Genomic DNA, 18,049 nt, shown 5'->3' on the forward strand with positions numbered 1-18,049 from the left:
TTCGAGGGCCGCGGGACAGGGCGGCAACCGACCTCATGTCACACGTTGCTGGCAGCTTGTCGGCTTTCGAAGACAGAACTAGGTCACACCCTAGCGTGGTGGGGTAACAAGGACTGGGAACATCGGTTTCACGCGTGCGACTCAACCTGCGCAGCCAGCAAAACTTACTTTTTGGCAGTGGCAGAGGTGCTTCTATATCTGCATGGACTCGCGCGACATTTACCGCGGATTCAGATGGCAAGACATCGAACGACATCTATCGTGAATGACTTTTTTCGGATGGGGAAGTGCCGCTCGGCCGTCTGCAAGAGGCCCTGCGTGAATGCCCGCTTCTGGCCGGTAGTACTCGCTTGCACGAACGCCAGGACGTCAGCAATGAGACTTCCAGCATCGGCATGGCGACACGCTGATTCAACTGGTGCTATCGGCCACGAATAGTCATTCCCGGCCGCGTTGCTCGGAAATTCGAGTGTCCGGTTCCTCCTATTAGACGACGGCCCGTTTGCGATTTTTACCATTTGGTCTTCGCCCAACGGGTTAATCTTTACGTGACCGTGCGATGCCACACATACCGGACAGTATCTTAGGCAGAACCTTTCGATCAGCCAACGCGGTCCACTGTTGAGCTCCAATAATTAGTCAGGAGACGTCGATGATTGATCGGGTTATGTCTTTCGTCCTGGCGTGTTTGTTTTGCACACCGATACAAAGCTTCGGAAAAACCTACGAATGTACAGCTGCATCCGCCTTCGGGTGCGATGCGGAAAAGTGTGAACCAGAAGATTTGAAAAGCAGAAACCCTGAGACCTTCGGGTATGACAGTAAAACAAAAATTTTAGCTACGTGCCTCGGCGAATCCTGCATGGAAGGAAAAATGATTGAAAAAAGGTCAGACCAAGACGAGCGGGTAGTTTTTGGCATTGTTAGAGAGACGGACCAAAGTTTGCCTGGAAGAAGGTTCACAATGCCAATAGTATTAACAATCTCTAAGACCAACGACTTTTCTGTATTAAGGCCATTGGCAGCATTGGGAACGTTCATAGAATATGGTCGCTGCAAATAATCGATTCCCCGCTTACATCGTTGAGTTTCTCCTTTATCTCACCGGAGGCAAATCCCATGTATATGCACGTGCGAATCAACCTTACACCGCGTATTCTCATTGCTACATTCATTGTTGCCGGGCCTATAGTCGTGCTGAGCAGCGCGAGCCCAGCCACTCAGTCGGATACAACAAAGAACGATGCATTTTTTAAAAAGTGTGACGCCGTTGCAAGCGAGCGAGTGAGCTTCACGCACACCAATATAAGGACCGGAAAAATAGAGACATATCACCTGAGCAAACGTTCTTTCGATGGTTCGTCAAGAGCGATGATCACGAAGATTCTCACTTACGCAAGAACTAATGCAGGCCTTGAGGATGACCGGATGATTGCGTACATCCTTGGAACAGCGTATAGAGAATCGGCGGGGAGTTTCCTGCCGGCAAAAGAAGCACCAAGCTGCAAAAGCGATGATTGCCGGATTAAAGCGGTTCAACGACTCGTTGACGAAAACCCTAAAAAATATCCATGCAACTATGCTAAGCGTCAGGCTAACGGCCAATCCTATTATGGAAGAGGATTCATTCAGCTAACGGGGCCAAAGAATTATAAAAGGATAGGTACCTTGATGCAAAGCAATCTGTACGATTATCCAGATCTTGCTGTCGATCCAGACGGCGCAACAAGAATTTTAATCGAGGGAATGCGTGACGGTTGGTTCACGAGAAACCGCGTTAATGGAAAACCGAATCGGCTTGCCGATTACTTCAATAACAAGACCGAGAACTGGATACAGGCTCGGGATATCGTTAATCCAGGTTCGCGCGACAATGCCGACATCACTGCAGGATATGCAAAACTCTTTCTTAAGTGCCTTGGCTAAAAATGCAATATGTGTCTTTGCGGTTGACATGTTGCGTGAAGCCCAACCTTAGCTTATAGAAGGCTACGTGCGTGCGGATTTCGGTTTCCATGTGGTATCGACCAAGACCAGAAGCGGAACGGCCGTTGTGCACGTGAAAGGGGACCTAAAGCCGACTGAGTACCGACCGTCAACTTCGGGTCGTGACGACTCGTTCGGAAGTCGCGGGAGCCGACTTCCAGTTGCGTCGGCCGCCAACGACGGCAGAGCGACATGCAGCGGCCGGACGGCTGCGGGACGCCGAAGGTCCGCAAAGGCCGATGACTTGCCATCGGCTCTGCGACATTCAGTGCCCGCTTGTGAAGTTCTAGCGACGCTCGAACGTCCAACTGCGTCTCCCAGTGAACGTCGCTTCCTGGCCGGTCTGAGACAGGACCTCCGCAAAATTAGCTCGCCGCAAGCCGGCGATGAAGTAAGCGCGCGCGGAAGCTCCGCTATCTAGATAACACGACGAGCTCAATCGACGGCTCGTGCTCAATCATGTTTCCAACCATATTCTTTCCTCCACCGAAAAAGTTATATCGATCGGTAGGCGACATGCCGAACTCTGTCAGGGTCGACGAGTACCATAGCCGTCGTCGTTTGTAGTTGACGCAAGGCGCAAGAAATTCCTTTCCAAACCATCAGGTGCGTCATGCTCCAAGAGTTTGTGCGCGCAACGTTAGTGCACCTGGAGGCAGGCCTCGGCTCGGTTGTCGATGCCCACGCACAATTGAGCAAGAAGGTGTGGTTGGTCGAAGTACCAAAGCCTGAAAGTTAGTGGCGAGAAAGTGGCGAAGTGCACCCCGCAAACCCGCGTCGTTACTGGGTTTGCAAATTCCTGTGGGTCATCCGTGCAGAATCTCGCCGAAAAGACTTAGGACATGCCGCGTCGTCGCCAAAATGAGCGCGTACACCGTCATGGAGACGTTGGCCCATCGCCAACAGCGGCAGTTTTCCAATGCACCGTGCAAGGACTGTCGAGTTGTACGACGAGACGTTGGGACCCTAGGGGGAGGGGGTATCTGAGACCTGGCAACTTTTCGACCCGGACACAGAGCGTTCTCTCACGCGCAGAAAAAATCCCCCTTTAACAAAAAAATGTTAAAGCCTTTAACATGGCCCTAATTAACTAAACACCTTTACTGACGGGGCTTTGAGGCACTTCGGCACATGTTAAAGCGATGTTAAAACATGTTAAAGATGTTAAAGCTGGGCGGACGGTCAGAGGAAGTGACCGGCGACCTGATTACTTGATTTCACCGGGCTAAAGATTTGACGGAACGGTCGGTCCCATGCCAGTTTGCCCCAGACTTTTTCACCCGTTCCCCACGGCTTCATTTGGTAAGCCCATCCGCAGCTTGAACGCAGCGCGCGCCTCATTGGAGACCTTCGCGCACATTCTTGGAATTAGCACCAAGGCTTGACCCGTGACTGGGCATGCGTCAAGCCGATTTCCGCAGTCGGCCAACAAGCGACTCTCGCGCAATGCGTCTCTCCGACATTCCGGAGGCGCCTTCACTTAGTTTGCGGACATTCGATAGTCGAGAAAACGCGTCGCCTTATCGGCCGTATGAGAGAAGGTTCACACGAAGCCAAACTGCGCCCTTCGCTCGTCCGTAAAGTCTCAGGCGTCGCAGACTACTCGCAACTATATGTTCGGTATCTCGATCGCCGTCAGTTCCGGACGCTTCGGATGAACATGACTTCGGGGCCGGTCAGAAGTGGCGGAGAATAATATCTTTGCGTGAAAAACAGCGGATGAATTGATCCCAGCGGCAGCCTCCTATCGGGTCCGTGTGTCGTCGATGCAGCCGCCGCGGACGATTTGGACATATGCCTCCCTGATAGTTTGACGTTTAGTTGTACAAGACTTGGGCTTCCGTGAATCGGAGAACTTCCACAAGTAATAGCTGGCTTTACTTATGCCGTACTTGCGGCAAAGTTCAGCAACCTGGACAGCGCCTTCGCCTTCTTTGAGCGCTGCGGCGATGTGGCGAGGTTTGCTCGGTGCGTAAGCCAGCGAGGGTGAACGTTATGTCGAGCACGCCAACATCGCTGGTCGCCCTTGCAAGATGGATCATGTCATCTATGCTTGTGCATCATTGGAAATGCACTCATCTATCGGCGCACCACTAGGTGATAGTACGTACGGGAGACATGCAGGATGAACATCGAGGGATTCGCGCAGATCTTCCTCTGCGCGTCATTCGGGGGACTCCTGGTTGAGGTGGCTAAGTGGCACCGCATCCGAGAGTCCGCAAACTTTCCTGCATACTGCCGTAGCCCCCAGTACTGGATCTTAAGTCTTCTGATGATTGTTTGTGGAGGCGGTCTCGCTACTCTGTATGGCATAGAAAGTAAAAACGCAATTCTTGTTCTCAATATCGGCATATCGGCCCCGCTGATAGTCAAGGCACTTGCCGAGCCCCTGTCGTCTGAGCCGGACCCACCTAATGGCTCGCCTCCGCCTGAGAAGCATGTTCCTGGCTATGGGATGCAACCGGACCATATCAACAATAAAAAGCGTCGGCCATCGCTTATTAAATTTCTCGCATGGCGCTAGGGAAGGATCATGCCTCAGTCAGATGAAACCTATTTTGTTGACCACGCTTTCTGGCATCGGGATGAATTACCGCTGGGCTTTTACGAAGGAGGGCAATCGGTAGCAATTTTGCCTAACATCCTTCCGCGGCCGTGGATCGTCGTCGAGCACGAGTTATCCCATGTCAATCTGGTTCGACGTAGTTCACTAGGTCTTTTGCAAACGCTGGTGAATGCTGCGGATGGCATAGTTGAGCCGCACGAGAAAGATCGAAAGCTTGAGGAAAGTAGCCTATTTCAGGCAAAGATGCTGAGATATACCGTCGATGTTCATGAGGCTGTGGCGTGGTTTTGCACCGAATTGCTGACCGAGTCTAGAGACCCGCTTCTTGCGCCAAAACAATTTCGAGATGGTGTAGAACGTCTGCACGGAACGCTTGCTGCATTCAGAGAGGAGCCGTACAAAAAGCGCGTCGTTGAGATCATCGACATTGCCGAAGCTATTGGAATGGTCGCGCTGAGTCCGAGCTGGATGCTGGATGTTTTCAAAACGCTCGATGGCCGTTTCATTCAAAACGGATGTGAGGCGCTCTTCGCGAAAAGAGAGACGCCCTGGAGGCGGTTTTGCCGACTATGCCGAATAGTCGCGGCGTCCGACCCTTTAGACGTGGTGGCGTGGGCGAATTGGGTCTCAACCTTGAGGCCAAAACAGGTGTTAATGCCGCCTCTTAATAAACGACGGCTGATGTTCTCTAGCGATCCAACTAAGCATTCTTTGCACCTTGATTCAAAATTGGACCGAAACGACATTTTGTCTATCCTGCGGCGACTCTCGACCACTGCTCTTGACGACAACTCTATCAAGAATCACTGGATACTTTACAGACATCTGAATCTTTTTGACTTTAGTCTCGATCGTTATTCGCAGGTCGAGATCGTTGCTCGTCCCCATCAAACGACACGCTACGATCTAACGGGACAAAATGGGGAAGAATTGCTCCGATACCATCCCGTCCTTATTGTCGAACTCGACATGCAACAAGGGCTGAAGCGCTCGAAAGAGATGAATATGCACACAGTATTCATTCACACCGAATCCAGTCCGGACACTAATCTGTATGTGCTGCAAACGGATAGACAGAAAGCGCGCCAATTTCTCGTGGGTTATATCCGGAAAGGCGGAATCATACTTGCGAACTCTTTTGGCTATGATTTTGGTGGCGGTGATTTCTTTGGGGACCAAATACTAAAGGATCTACCGCACTGCGTTGTGTGTACCCACTGTTTTCGTACGCTATGGTTTCGACTCGCTATCGGCTCAGACAAAGGTCTAACTGGGGAAAAAGAGATCGAGCATATTGCTCTAGGTTCTCGAAGCGCACCCGAGGACTTCGGTTTCCTGGTCTTCAAACCAAAAGGGAAGGAGTTTCCAATACTTATGATGCCCACTCTTTTAAGCGATGTTGAACGAACCGTTTCGGCTGCTGAGAAGATGAAAAGTCCATATGGAACCAAGCTTCAGAGTTGGATTGCTCCCGCCCACCGATGGGCGGGAGCTGCGGAGCCCCACGTCGAGGCGGTCCAAAGGTCACATGAAAAAGACTGGCGACAACCGGCTGTCTCATGGCAGAAGATATTCGAGAATCCAAAGCGATATGGGATCAACATCTACGATTGGAGGATTCCGCGGTATGCTTTTGACGAGTGGAGGAAAGAACGTGACGCACCGCAGAGTGGAAAATAGGGATCGCCGCGAGTCTTGACGACCCGTGCCGTGTTTCGAACGACAGCGAAGCGGCGAGCTGCAGCCGCACGGCGGATGAATGGCGAGCGTCGGCTATGGCCGATCGGCCGCCGCCAGTATCTGGCGTGGTTGACCGGACCACTCAGTTAGCCGCCGTTGCGTTCTACACACGGCGACCGGCCGTTGAGGGTCGCACTGAGCCGGTCGTCGTTGGTCTCAATTCGGCCACTAGGCGACGCTCGCCAGAGATAGCAGAGGACGTTCAGATGACCGGTGTCATTGCGGCAAGAGCCATTCTGGTCGTCCTCGGGATCGCCGCGACGTTCCTTCAAGAGCGTGTGGTGCGCATTCGTGGCGACTTGACATGTTGCTGGCTGGACTCTCAGCAGACCGATTGCAAGCGCTCCGCGCACGTTTGCAAGACGAGGTCGGACGGCAGTTTCCACCAGTTGTCGCGCGAAAAAATCTCCACTTCCACCATACCGGCATAGCCCGCATTCTCGACACTCTGCCGGAAGCGCTTCAGGTCGATCACGCCGTCTCCCATCATGCCGCGATCAAGCAACAAGTCTGTCGTCGGAACCAGCCAATCGGAAACGTGGTAGGCAAGAATGCGATTGTCATTGCCGATCGAAGTAAGCGCACCTTCCAACTGCGGGTCCCACCAGCAGTGGTAGACGTCGACCGCGACACCGAGGAAGCCATTGTTATGCGGATCGAGCTCGCGCGCGATGGCGTGCGCCTGATCGATCGTGTTGACCACCGATCTTTCGCCCGCATACATCGGATGGAGTGGCTCAATGGCTAATGGAACGGCGAGCTTGCGGGCTGCTTCCAACAAAGCGCCGATGCCGTCCTGGACCTGCATGCGCGCAGCGGATAGGTCGCGGCTACCTTCGGGCAGACCTCCCACGACCATCACGAAACATTGAGCACCCAGTTCCGCCGCGTCGTTGAGCGCCCGAACGTTCGACTGGATGTTGGCCTGACGCTGCTCTTGCGTCGAAGCAGGAAAGTAGGTTGACCGACAGTACCCGGTGACCTTGAGGTCGAGTGCACGGATCTGCTTGGCGATTTTGCTGACGTCGGCGGCTTCGACTTCATGACGCCAAGGGGCCAATCCACCAAACCCTGCCTTGGCGATTCGATCAATCGTCACGTCGATCGGTTCGCAATGTCCCAGTGTGGCGGTGTTGATGGAGCAGCGGGTAAGGTGCAGAGATTCCATGTCGCCAATCCAGCCTTCGTTGAGGGTCGCTGATCTAAGAGAAAGCCGCCGAAAAGGCGGCTTCTGCGTTTATTCCGCGCATCCGAGCGTGGTCAAGATCGCCCGCATACGGTTGACGGCCACCTCAGGATCTCTGAGCAGGTTTGCCTGATCGGCGAGTCGAAAGACCTCGGCCAAATAGGCGGGCGGCCGCATGCCGTGATGTCCGCCCAACATGAAGAAGTGCGGCTGGAACCCATTCAGGTAGGCGAGGAATACAACCCCGGTTTTGTAGTACTGCGTCGGGGCGCGAAAAATGTGACGCGACAACGGCGCCGTTGGAGCGAGCAGTTCGTCGTAGCGAGCAAGATCGTTTGCGGCGAGCGCGGCCAGCGCCTGCGACGCTGCAGGCGCGATCGCATCGAAAATGCCAAGCAGCGCGTGGGAGTAGCCGAATTCGTCGCCCGCAATGAGAACCGGATAGTTGAAGTCGTCGCCCGTGTACATCTTCACGGACTGAGGAAGGCGACGGCGGAAGGTAATTTCCTTCGCGTCATCCAGCAAGGAAATCTTAATGCCATCGACCTTGGCTTCGTTCGCGGCGATGACTTCGAAGCAGACCTTCGCCGCGTTTTCGAAGTCGGCGTGGCCCCAGTACCCGGCCAGCTCGGGGTCGAACGCCTCGCCCAGCCAGTGAAGAATGACCGGCTTGTCGCACGCCGACAGGACTTCCCGATAGACACGAATGTAGTCTTTTGCATCCTTTGCCACGCGCGTGAGGGCGCGGCTCGCCATCAAAATGATCTGACCGCCCGCGCGTTGGACGCTGTCGATTTGGGTCAGGTAGGCCTTGATCACATCCTCGCACGAGGGCGCGTCGCTAACCGGCAGGTGATCGGTGCCGCAACCTGAGGCGATCAGCGCGCCGGGAATGTCGCGCGTTTCATTCAGCGTGCGGACAATAAGCTCTTTCGCTGAGTCCCATGACAGGCCCATGCCGCGTTGTGCAGTATCCATCGCCTCCGCGATCCCCAGACCTTGCTCAAGAAGATAACGGCGATATTCGATGGTCCGGTCCCAGTCAATCGCGCATGGCTGGCCGAGTTCGCCGCTACGCAGCGGATCGGCCACTACGTGTGCCGCAGAATAGGCGATGCGGTTAAACGGTACCGCAGGCTTGCCAACTTGCAGCGGAGTGCCAGTCAGACGATAGTCAACGAGTGCGCCGTCCAGGGTGGGAAGCTTGATTTGCATGGCTTGAATCTCGAAATCAGTATTTAGAAACAAGAAGGCCGCCATCGACGCGGATCGCTTGACCAACGCTGAACGGTAGGCCCCCCGTTGCCAGCGTACGCACGGTAAGTGCGACTTCGTTGGGTCTTCCCCATCGTTTGATGGCGGTCAACCCGTTCTCCATCAGCGCGTCGTAACGTGCCTTCGACGGCGTAGTCATTTCAGTTTCGATCAGGCCCGGCTGCACTTCGAATACGCTGACCCCTAGTTCAGCTAGCCGCAAACTGAACAGAGTGGTGGCCATCGACAGACCTGCCTTCGAGACGCAGTACTCACTGCGCTGAGGCGACGCCGCGACGGCGTTGGATGAGGAGATTGTGATGATCGAGCGATTGACGGCTGACTGAGGTGCCTGCGCGACACGCCGACCAAACGCTTGCATCAGGAAGAACGTGCCTCGCGTGTTGACGTTCAGGCAGCGGTCATAGCTTTCGGGTGTGACGTCCAAAAGATCACCTCGGGACATGACAGACACCCCAGCGTTATTGACCAGACAGGTGACAGGACCGAGCGCCTCTTCGACCGCCTGAAACAGCGCGTCGTGGTGCGCAATGTCGGCAAGATTCGATGTCAGCGCCACGCACTTCACACCGATGCGTTCGATGTCGGCGCGCGTGGCGACCAGCTTCTCTGATGTCTCGACGTCGGTGATGGCGACGTCGAATCCGGCATTGGCAAGCTCGAGCGCGATGGCTCGACCAATGCCGCGACGAGCGCCCGTAACCAGTGCGACTTGGCGTTGCTCCATGGTGTTATCTCCTGCATGGCTTTTTCTGACTTGTCGTCTTACGAATTGCGATTCAAGCCGTAAGTAACGATCCAGTTCGTTATTTAATACTGGTATAACGGCGCTGTCAAAAAAGGGTTTTCCCTAACAATCAGGAAAACCCTGTGCGTGCTGGACCAAAAAGGGAAGTGCGGAGGCGCGGTCGCCTAATTAACGCGGGCGTAAGAGGCTAAAAATCGTTTCGAGATTGAAGTCGAGGCGTTTCTGGAGGGCGTCTTTCGAAACGAAATCGAAGCCGAAGATGACCTCTCCGGTGAAGCGATTGGTCAGGTAGTAATACCCCAGCGCGGCGATAGTCAGGTGCAACTGGCTTGCATCGATGCCGGCTTTGAAGTCGCCGGACGCCACGCCGCGATCAAGGATTTGCTGCAGCATGTTGACGAAGCCACGATGCAATTCGCCGAAGCGTCTGGATTTCTTGATATGTCGAGCCCGGTGCAGATTTTCGCTGTTCACCAGGGACATGAACTCCGGGTTCTTCAGGTAATAGTTCCACGTAAAGGTAACGTACGCGCGGATGGCCTCGACGGGCGAGAGCTGATCCAGACCGAGCGTTCTCTCCTCGGTTCGAATATCCGTCCACATCTCTTCAAGGACCGTCTGGAAGAGTTCCTCCTTCCCCTTGAAGTATTCGTAGATCATCCGCTTATTGACGCCGGCTTTTTCGGCGATCGTCTCGATGCGGGCGCCGCCCAAGCCTACCTTAGCGAACTCCGCCTTGGCTGCTGCGAGAATCTTGGCCTGCGTCTGGATAGGATCACGCAGCCGCTTGGCACGCGCGGGCTTTTCAGCAACGCGCGCCTCTTCGCTCGGTTCGACTGTGGTCTGCATATCTATGGGTCAAATCTAAAGTTAAACGGTAACCGACAACACCTGCAGCTTGCAATCACGGCGGACGGGCGGCTTTCCACGCCCTCGTTATCGTAAACCCGATTTCGGGTCTTTCACTCTTGAACGTCGCTTTTCCCTGTTCTACCATGCGTCACAAGTAACGATATGGTTCGGTACTAAGTAATTTGCAGATTAGCACAGGAGGCGATGTGAACAAGTGGACCAATGCAGAGGCGGTTGCGGCTTCGATCTTTGACGGTGCGACGATCGCGATCACCGGCTCAGGCGGCGGCCTGCTTGAGCCGGACGCCATCCTCGCGGCGATTGAAGCGCGATTTCTTGAAACGGGTCATCCGCGTAACCTGACGGTCGTTCACGCCCTCGGCGTCGGTGACGGCCAAGGCAGTGGCCTCGGACGGCTGGCCCACGCTGGCCTGGTTAAGCGCGTGATCGGCGGGCACTGGGTGTGGTCCTCTGCGATGCAGAAGCTGGCTCACAACGGCGAGATCGAAGGCTACAGTTTTCCCGGTGGCGTGATTGCGACCCTGTTTCGGGAGGTTGGCGCCGGTCGGCCGGGCGTGATCACGCGTGTTGGTCTAAGAACCTTCGTCGATCCGCGTCTGGATGGCGGCAAACTGAATGCAGCGACGACCGAAGACCTGGTGGAACTGATCGAAATCGACGGTAAGGAGTATCTCCGCTACAAGCCCCTGAAGATCGACTTCTCGATCGTCATGGCGTCGAGCGCTGACGACAGAGGCAATCTTTCGACCCGCCACGAACCCGCAGACCTCGATATTTACGCCGTCGCGCTGGCCGCCCACAACAGCGGCGGCAAAGTCATCGCTCAGGTCAAATCGCGGCCGCGCTCCCATGTGCCCGCGCGTCTCGTCCGTGTGCCCGGCGTCATGGTCGATCTCACCGTCGAGATGCCGACGCAGCGTCAGTGCCAAGTCAGCGAATACGACGCAACGTTGAGCGGCGAAAAGCTCGGCGAGACGCCTGAGATTGAGATGCCCGATGGCATGCGCCTTATCGTGGCCGAGCGCGCTGCGCAGGAGCTTGGCTCCAATCAATCCGTGAATTTCGGTTTTGGCTTCCCGGGTGCCATCCCGGCAGTTCTGGCGTCCCAAGGTCGCGGCGACGAATACTGGGGTTCCGTTGAACAGGGTATCCACCGTGGCGCGATGCTTGATGGCTCGATGTTCGGTACGGCGCGTAACGCCGACGCCATCATGCCGAGCGTCGATCAATTCGACTGGTACAGCGGCGGCGGTATCGACGTGACCTTCCTCGGCATGGGCGAATTTGACGAAGAAGGCAATGTAAACGTTTCGAAGCTCGGTTCCACGGTCGTCGGCCCAGGCGGATTCATGGACATCGCACAGGGCGCGAAAAAGCTCGTTTTCTGTGGCGCGTTCGAGGCCAAAGGGCTGCGCGTGGAGCGCAAAGGCGACGCGCTCGAAATCCTCTCGCCGGGATCGGTGCCGAAGGCCGTAAAGAAGGTGCGACACGTGACGTTCAGTGGCGTGCAGGCGCGTCTGGACGGCAAGGAAGTCTTCTATATCACGGAGCGAGCGGTGTTCCGGCTTGATGCGCTCGGCGTGTGCCTCGTCGAAGTCGCCAAGGGCCTCGACATGCACCGCGACGTGCTCTCGCGCATGGAGTTCACGCCGCTTATCGATGAGCGTCTGCTCGAAAACGCTCCGGCTCACTAAGGCCGCTCAACTACCGCTCACATTCGATTCTCAGGAAGAAGAGGTTCTTCATGTCTGACACTGACATTCTCTACGAAGCTAAAGGTAGCATCGCCACCATCACGCTGAACCGCGTTTCGCGACATAACGCGCTGACCGTACGAATGCTGGATGACATCGATCGTGCCGTGGCGGACGTCGAGCGCAACGATGAAATCCGCGTGCTGAAGATTGAAACCACCAGTCCGCGCTTCTTCTGCAGCGGCGCAGATATCAACGAGTGGGGCGACATCGATCCGCAAAAGATGGGAACCCGTTTCATTCGGGAAGGCAATCGTGTGTTCCGTCGAATCGCGGAACTCGACAAACCGACGATCGCTGTCCTTTCTTCGAGCGCGCTCGGTGGCGGATTCGAACTCGCGCTGACGTGCGACCTGCGCTACGCAAGCACCCAGGCCAAGGTTGGCTTTCCCGAAGCGTCGGTGGGCGCCATCCCCGGATGGATGGGCTGCTCGCGGCTTTCCGAACTCGTCGGCGCAACCCGCACGCGCGAGTTGATCCTGCTCGGTGAACCGATCTCCGCCGAAACTGCTGTCGCGTGGGGCGTGGTCAACGAAGCTGTCGAAGCGGATCAGCTGCGCAGCCGCGTCGATGTCGTCTGCGAGACGCTCGTCAAACGATCAAGGACGTCTCTGTCGGTCGGCAAACGGCTTATTCGCATGATGGAGACGGGCCAGCACGAATACGCTCACGAACTCGCCGCATCGGTATGCAAGGCGTCGCCCGATGCAATTGAAGGCGTCGCGGCATTCCGCGAAAAGCGCCATGCATCTTTCCGTTAAATCTCAAATCCATTAAGCAGTGATGTGAGCCGCATCGGCGGATCAAGCACCTCAGGAGACAGGAGTCGCTCATGGACCGTACAGCTATTCGGTGGCGCATCTGCGCGCTGCTTTTCTTCGCAACCACGATTAATTACCTGGACCGTCAGGTGCTGGGCCTGCTCAAGCCCGAGCTTGCCGTGACGTTCAACTGGACCGAAACGCAATACAGCTACATCGTCATGGTGTTCACGGCTTGCTATGCAATCGGCATGGTGCTGTCGGGCAAGATGGTCGACAAGTTTGGCGTTAAGATCGGTTACGGCGTGTGCGTGTTGGTATGGAGCATCGCCGCGTGCGGTCATGCGCTCGTGCGCAGCACGATGGGCTTTGGCGTCATGCGTGCCCTCCTTGGCATCTCAGAGTCCGGCAGCTTCCCCTGCGCGGTGAAGAGCGTGTCAGAGTGGTTCCCGCGCAAAGAGCAGGCACTTGCAGTCGGTATCCTAACTTCCGGCACCAGTATTGGCGCGGTGGCGGCACCAGCCACCGTGCCGTGGCTGGCTGCAACGTATGGTTGGGAGGCCGCGTTCTTCATCACCGGCATGACGGGATTCATCTGGCTGGCCTTCTGGTACTTCATGTATCAGGTGCCGGCAAAGCACGCGAAGATCAACGAAGCGGAACTTACCTACATCAGCGAGGATTCGGCTCCTGCTTCCGCGACCCAAAAGGTAAGCTGGTTCACGTTGCTCAAGCTGCGTCCGACATGGGCCTTCTTCGCCGGTAAGCTGCTGACCGATCCGATCTGGTGGTTCATGCTCTTCTGGCTGCCGTCGTATTTCAACTCACGCTTTCATCTCGACCTGAAGAACCTCGGCCTTCCGCTGGTGATGGTGTATGTCGCGACTTCGATCGGTAGCATTGGCGGCGGTTTTATCTCGTCCAAACTGATTCAGCGCGGCTGGTCTGTGACGAAGGCGCGACAAACCACGATGCTGGTCTTTGCGTTCCTGGTGATGCCGATCGCATTCTCGCCGTTCATCGACAATATGTGGGCGATGGTTGGTCTTTTGAGTTTGGCGGCTGCGTCGCACCAGGCATGGTCGGCCAACCTCTTCACGACCGCCTCTGACATGTTCCCGAAGGCAGCGGTCGGCTCCGTCGTCGGGATCGGCGGGTTGGCCGGTGCGTTGGGCGCGACGCTGTTCCCGCTGGTCGTTGGCGCAGTGCTCGATCATTTCAAGATGCTAGGGCACATAAATGCGGGCTACAACGTGCTGTTCGTCGTCTGCGGTTCGGCCTATCTTTTGGCGTGGATCGTAATGCGAGTGATCCGCTCGTCGAGCAAGGCCGTCGATATCGCGCAGCTCTCGCCGACCGTTCACAGCTAAGATTAGCCTCTTCGAAAGCGCCTCTCGGATGCTCGCTGAGCTTCGGGGGGCGGCGATGGCAAGCCTCTCATTCGTAGCTGCACCAAGATCAATTTTATCCCCAACACGGGGGCTCCGAGCCTGCGCGCGACATGTCATTTACGACATGGCACGGGACGCAGCTGCCCGCGCCGGCGTTCTGATGAAGCGGTCTGAATGCCTCACTCATCTGGCCGCCCTGGCGGCCAGATGAGTGAGGCCGCAGAGCGGCGCGGCTTTGGAGAAACCCTAGCGATCCGTCGAGCGACGGTTCCCCGGGTTCCTGCCGGCTGCATCGTCGCGGGCGACGGTTCGACCCTGCGAAGCGGCCATCGAAATGGCTCCGGTCGAACGGCGGAAGTGGGTCGGGAGTACGCATTGCCCGGAGAGCCGCCTCTGGGTAATTTAATTCCATTGCCGCTTTTCAGCGAAAAAATTTGAAGAGCGGACCGACGCATGCCAACCCCGTCGCCCACCATTCGAAATAGTGCGAAGCGGTCATTCAGTTAAGCGATATGGTGATGGACTACCTGTCGAGACCTGCGCCTGAGGAAGGGAAGATCCAAACCGGCTGAACGCTAAGTACGGTGCTTGCTCTTTATGGTCCTACTGTTCCAACGGCACCGCGGCATCTGTATGCGACCGCCGGCCCAACGGGAAATTCTGCCAAAGCTTTACACAGGGCGATCGGCCGGAAGCCCTTGCAGTGCTTGACGCGCCCGTCTGGGATCGACCAGCAACCCCTACCTCCGCGAAGCGCGCTCGATCGCACGGCATTTCAATCCGACGCATGATTGAATAAATTGCTTTCGCCGACCGCCTACGAATGGACATCGAAGCCAGTTCATCGCATCGTGAATGTATTGCCAAAGCCGGGTTACATAGCGGTTACACAGACCGCTGAAAACAAAAAGCCCAGTCGTGATGACTGGGCTAAGTGCTTGAATTTATTGGTGGGGCGTGAGTGACTCGAACACTCGACCTACGGATTAAGAGTCCGCTGCTCTACCAACTGAGCTAACGCCCCCAACAGAAGCGAAATTATAGCGGTACTATTTCGAAATGCGCAAGCCCTTGCGGCGAAAAATTTTCGTCGCACCTAAGGGCATCGCACGGTCTCCGCTACCATTGCGCGACAGCCACTCACGCACTATCAAACCAAACATGTTCGACCAAGTCGTATTCGCTGGCGGCGGCAATCGCTGTTGGTGGCAAGCAGGGTTCTGGGACATCGTCCGGCCCGAACTGAATCTGAAGCCGCGCGTCATCGCGGGTATTTCGGCGGGCGCGGCGACGGCCTGCATGCTCTACACGAACGAGTCGCGCTGGGTGATGAACTACTACGCCGACGCGCTGCGCACTAATACGAAGAACGCGTACTGGGGCAACCTGCTGCGCAGGCAGTCCGTGTTTCCGCATTACCGCATCTATCGTCAGGCGCTGCTCGACATCTTCGCCGACCGCTTCAGCGAACTGCAACAAGCGCCGGAGATTCGCATCGGCGTATCGCATTTGCCGCGCTGGCTTGGGGCGCGCAGTGCGGTGGCGGCGGGGATCATCGCGTATAACATCGAGAAGTATGTGCGCAAGACGCTTCATCCGACGCTCGGGCAAACGCTCGGCTTCCATCCGGAGTTCGTGCGGGCGCAAGACTGCGCGAAGATCGAGGATCTCGCCGATCTGATCCTGCAATCGTCGGCGACGCCACCCTTCACGCCGATCCTCCGGCGCAACGGCCGTCCCGTGCTCGATGGCGGCATGGTCGATAACGTGCCCGTGTCGGGACTCGACGCCGCGCCCGGTCTCGTGCTGGTGATGGTCACGCGCCTTTATCCGCGCGAGCGCATGTTCATCGTGCCGCACGGCGAGCAGCGTCGGCTCTACGTGCAGCCATCGCGCAAGGTGCCGATTTCGAGCTGGGACTATACGAGCCCGTCGCAAATGCAGCACGCCTACGACCTGGGCCGCGCCGATGCCGACGATTTCCTCCACCGCCTTGCGCATCTCATCGAAACATCAACCGATCGAAGGAGCCATCCGTGTCCAGAAAGCACACCTACGAACTGACCGTCGCATGGACGGGCGATCTCGGCTCAGGCACTTCCGCCTACGACGCCTTCTCGCGCGATCATCTCGTGCGCGTCGGCACCAAGCCCGCGATCGAGGCATCGAGCGATCCGGCGTTTCGCGGCAATCCCGCGCGTCACAATCCCGAGGAATTGTTCGTGGCGTCGCTGTCGTCGTGTCACATGCTTTGGTATCTGCATCTGTGCTCGACGAATGGAATCGTCGTGACGGGCTATGTGGATGAAGCCATCGGCACCATGCAGGAAGAAAAGAACGGCAGCGGCCGCTTCATCGATGTGACGCTGCGACCGCGCGTGAGCATCGGCGCGGGCAACGATCCGGCGCTGGCGGCGCGTCTGCATGAAGACGCGCATCGCTATTGCTTTATCGCGAACTCGGTGAATTTTCCGGTGCGCTGCGAGCCGTCGATCGACATCTCAACGCTTTAAAAAAAACTTCAGCGCCGCCGCGCGTGATGCGGCGCATCCTTATTGGATACGCTCGACGTATCGCCCGCATCGAACGCGAGAATGTTCTTGAACGCCGCGCTGAAATACAGCTCGTAACTCTCGCGCTCGACATAGCCGATATGCGGCGTGCAGATCACGTTCTCCATGCGCAACAAGCTATAGCCTTGCAGGATCGGCTCGCTCTCGTACACGTCGATGGCGACCATCCCCGGCCGATTGTGATGCAGCGCGTTCAGCAACGCGTTTTCTTCGAGCAACTCAGCGCGGCTCGTGTTGACGAACAGCGCGGTCGGCTTCATGCGCATGAGATCTTCGAGCCGGACGATGGCGCGCGTCTCATCGCTCAAACGCAGATGCACCGTCAGCACATCGCTTTGCTCGAACAAGGCTTCGCGGCTTTCGGCCACCGCGACGCCATCTTCCTTCGCGGCCTGTATCGAATGCTCGCGTCCGTAGACGAGCACGTTCATGCCGAAGGCGCGGCCATATCCTGCGACCATCTGACCGATCTTGCCGTAACCCCAGATGCCGAGCGTCTGCCCGCGCAGCACTTGCCCGAGACCGAAGTTCGGCGGCAGCGCCGATGTCTTCAACCCCGACTGCTGCCACGCACCCTGCTTCAGATTCGCCACGTACTGCGGAATGCGCCGCTGCGCCGCCATGATGAGCGCCCACGTCAGTTCAGCAGGCGCGACCGGCGAACCCGTGCCTTCGAGCACCGCGATGCCCCGTTCCGTGCACGCCTCGATATCGATATGGCCGCCGCCCGCGCGCCCCGTCTGACTGATCATGCGCAACTTCGGCAACTTGTCGAGCAACTGTGAACTGATTCGCGTGCGTTCGCGGATCAGCACGAGTGCGTCCACTTCCGCCAGTCTGCTGGCCAACTGTCCGAGCCCTCGCACCGTGTTATTGAAGATTTTCACTTCGTGATCGTCGAGCAGATGGAAGCAATCGAGCTTGCGCACAGCGTCCTGGTAGTCGTCGAGAATGGCGATTTTCATGGGCATTGGTTGGCTTCTGTTGGGCATCAAACGTGCTGCGTTTTATTCGAGCGCGAGAATAGAGACATTAACTTCGGGTAATTACCGATCAACATGCTCTATATCAGCTTCATCGCACATCGTCTTCGTCATCGCGCCACGCGATGTTAAGCTTGACTCCCACTTTTTGGAGCCGCGGACGACTTCGCCAACAGCAGTCAAGCGAGAAATAAACCTCGGCGCCGACACCCG

14 protein-coding genes and 1 tRNA gene are annotated in these 18,049 nt (G+C 56.6%); 8 read left to right on the plus strand and 7 right to left on the minus strand.

The window, feature by feature from the left end; all coding sequences use genetic code 11:
* Window positions 1-652 precede the first annotated feature (652 nt).
* Together ACZCWR_RS02725 and ACZCWR_RS02730 are read left to right on the plus strand one after the other, a co-directional pair.
* A complete protein-coding gene (locus ACZCWR_RS02725) occupies window positions 653-1,063 on the plus strand; it encodes a hypothetical protein (protein ID WP_487302206.1) in 411 nt (136 codons plus the stop codon).
* 56 nt (window positions 1,064-1,119) lie between these two features.
* Window positions 1,120-1,926: a glycoside hydrolase family 19 protein gene (locus ACZCWR_RS02730; protein ID WP_487302207.1), complete on the plus strand. Its 807-nt coding sequence runs from the start codon at window positions 1,120-1,122 to the stop codon at window positions 1,924-1,926.
* Window positions 1,927-3,730: 1,804 nt separating this feature from the next.
* On the opposite strand, the gene ACZCWR_RS02735 is transcribed toward ACZCWR_RS02730, so the two are convergent.
* Window positions 3,731-3,967, minus strand: a complete 237-nt coding sequence (locus tag ACZCWR_RS02735; RefSeq protein ID WP_487303219.1) for a transposase — start codon at window positions 3,965-3,967, stop codon at window positions 3,731-3,733.
* Between the two features lie 552 nt (window positions 3,968-4,519).
* On the opposite strand from ACZCWR_RS02735, the gene ACZCWR_RS02740 reads away from it, so the two are divergent.
* The gene (locus ACZCWR_RS02740) at window positions 4,520-6,232 is read left to right on the plus strand and encodes an SDR family oxidoreductase (RefSeq protein ID WP_487302208.1); all 1,713 of its coding nucleotides are present in this window, start codon (window positions 4,520-4,522) and stop codon (window positions 6,230-6,232) included.
* A 382-nt stretch (window positions 6,233-6,614) separates the two neighbouring features.
* Here ACZCWR_RS02740 and ACZCWR_RS02745 read toward each other — a convergent pair whose 3' ends face one another.
* The 4 genes from ACZCWR_RS02745 to ACZCWR_RS02760 all read right to left on the minus strand — a co-directional run bounded on the left by ACZCWR_RS02745 (window position 6,615) and on the right by ACZCWR_RS02760 (window position 10,350).
* Window positions 6,615-7,460 carry a sugar phosphate isomerase/epimerase family protein gene (locus ACZCWR_RS02745; RefSeq protein WP_487302209.1) on the minus strand — a complete coding sequence of 282 codons (846 nt, stop codon included), beginning with the start codon at window positions 7,458-7,460 and terminating at the stop codon, window positions 6,615-6,617.
* Between the two features lie 69 nt (window positions 7,461-7,529).
* Window positions 7,530-8,693, minus strand: a complete 1,164-nt coding sequence (locus tag ACZCWR_RS02750; RefSeq protein WP_487303220.1) for a dihydrodipicolinate synthase family protein — start codon at window positions 8,691-8,693, stop codon at window positions 7,530-7,532.
* Between the two features lie 16 nt (window positions 8,694-8,709).
* The gene (locus ACZCWR_RS02755; RefSeq protein ID WP_487302210.1) at window positions 8,710-9,480 is read right to left on the minus strand and encodes a 3-ketoacyl-ACP reductase; all 771 of its coding nucleotides are present in this window, start codon (window positions 9,478-9,480) and stop codon (window positions 8,710-8,712) included.
* A gap of 189 nt (window positions 9,481-9,669) precedes the next feature.
* A complete protein-coding gene (locus ACZCWR_RS02760) occupies window positions 9,670-10,350 on the minus strand; it encodes a TetR/AcrR family transcriptional regulator (RefSeq protein WP_487302211.1) in 681 nt (226 codons plus the stop codon).
* Window positions 10,351-10,559: 209 nt separating this feature from the next.
* Here ACZCWR_RS02760 and ACZCWR_RS02765 point away from each other — a divergent pair, with 209 nt between their 5' ends.
* The 3 genes from ACZCWR_RS02765 (at window position 10,560) to ACZCWR_RS02775 (ending at window position 14,259) form a co-directional block, all read left to right on the plus strand.
* Entirely contained in the window at window positions 10,560-12,068 is a 1,509-nt protein-coding gene (locus tag ACZCWR_RS02765; protein ID WP_487302212.1) for an acyl CoA:acetate/3-ketoacid CoA transferase, read from the plus strand.
* A 50-nt stretch (window positions 12,069-12,118) separates the two neighbouring features.
* Window positions 12,119-12,889, plus strand: coding sequence for an enoyl-CoA hydratase/isomerase family protein (locus ACZCWR_RS02770; protein WP_487302213.1), 771 nt, complete (start codon window positions 12,119-12,121; stop codon window positions 12,887-12,889).
* A 71-nt stretch (window positions 12,890-12,960) separates the two neighbouring features.
* A complete protein-coding gene (locus ACZCWR_RS02775; RefSeq protein WP_250866628.1) occupies window positions 12,961-14,259 on the plus strand; it encodes an MFS transporter in 1,299 nt (432 codons plus the stop codon).
* A 969-nt stretch (window positions 14,260-15,228) separates the two neighbouring features.
* Here the strand turns inward: ACZCWR_RS02775 and ACZCWR_RS02780 are convergent.
* Window positions 15,229-15,304 (minus strand) — tRNA-Lys (locus ACZCWR_RS02780).
* 137 nt (window positions 15,305-15,441) lie between these two features.
* Between ACZCWR_RS02780 and ACZCWR_RS02785 the strand changes: the two genes are divergently transcribed.
* Together ACZCWR_RS02785 and ACZCWR_RS02790 are read left to right on the plus strand one after the other, a co-directional pair.
* The gene (locus tag ACZCWR_RS02785; protein WP_487302214.1) at window positions 15,442-16,344 is read left to right on the plus strand and encodes a patatin-like phospholipase family protein; all 903 of its coding nucleotides are present in this window, start codon (window positions 15,442-15,444) and stop codon (window positions 16,342-16,344) included.
* Window positions 16,317-16,793, plus strand: a complete 477-nt coding sequence (locus tag ACZCWR_RS02790; RefSeq protein WP_487302215.1) for an OsmC family protein — start codon at window positions 16,317-16,319, stop codon at window positions 16,791-16,793. Before ACZCWR_RS02785 ends, ACZCWR_RS02790 begins: the two co-directional genes overlap by 28 nt.
* Before the next feature lie 8 nt (window positions 16,794-16,801).
* Here ACZCWR_RS02790 and ACZCWR_RS02795 read toward each other — a convergent pair whose 3' ends face one another.
* On the minus strand, window positions 16,802-17,818 hold the full coding sequence (locus ACZCWR_RS02795; protein ID WP_487303221.1) for a D-2-hydroxyacid dehydrogenase family protein: 1,017 nt from the start codon (window positions 17,816-17,818) through the stop codon (window positions 16,802-16,804).
* Window positions 17,819-18,049 lie beyond the last annotated feature (231 nt).

Source organism: Caballeronia sp. A2-2, assembly GCF_057612605.2.

Coding starts and splice junctions, on each gene's coding strand:
- ACZCWR_RS02775 (WP_250866628.1), top strand. CDS start 12,961: ATGGACCGTACAGCTATTCGGTGGCGCATCTGCGCGCTGCTTTTCTTC.
- ACZCWR_RS02745 (WP_487302209.1), bottom strand. CDS start 7,460: ATGGAATCTCTGCACCTTACCCGCTGCTCCATCAACACCGCCACACTG.
- ACZCWR_RS02760 (WP_487302211.1), bottom strand. CDS start 10,350: ATGCAGACCACAGTCGAACCGAGCGAAGAGGCGCGCGTTGCTGAAAAG.
- ACZCWR_RS02755 (WP_487302210.1), bottom strand. CDS start 9,480: ATGGAGCAACGCCAAGTCGCACTGGTTACGGGCGCTCGTCGCGGCATT.
- ACZCWR_RS02770 (WP_487302213.1), top strand. CDS start 12,119: ATGTCTGACACTGACATTCTCTACGAAGCTAAAGGTAGCATCGCCACC.
- ACZCWR_RS02785 (WP_487302214.1), top strand. CDS start 15,442: ATGTTCGACCAAGTCGTATTCGCTGGCGGCGGCAATCGCTGTTGGTGG.
- ACZCWR_RS02730 (WP_487302207.1), top strand. CDS start 1,120: ATGTATATGCACGTGCGAATCAACCTTACACCGCGTATTCTCATTGCT.
- ACZCWR_RS02795 (WP_487303221.1), bottom strand. CDS start 17,818: ATGAAAATCGCCATTCTCGACGACTACCAGGACGCTGTGCGCAAGCTC.
- ACZCWR_RS02725 (WP_487302206.1), top strand. CDS start 653: ATGATTGATCGGGTTATGTCTTTCGTCCTGGCGTGTTTGTTTTGCACA.
- ACZCWR_RS02740 (WP_487302208.1), top strand. CDS start 4,520: ATGCCTCAGTCAGATGAAACCTATTTTGTTGACCACGCTTTCTGGCAT.
- ACZCWR_RS02750 (WP_487303220.1), bottom strand. CDS start 8,693: ATGCAAATCAAGCTTCCCACCCTGGACGGCGCACTCGTTGACTATCGT.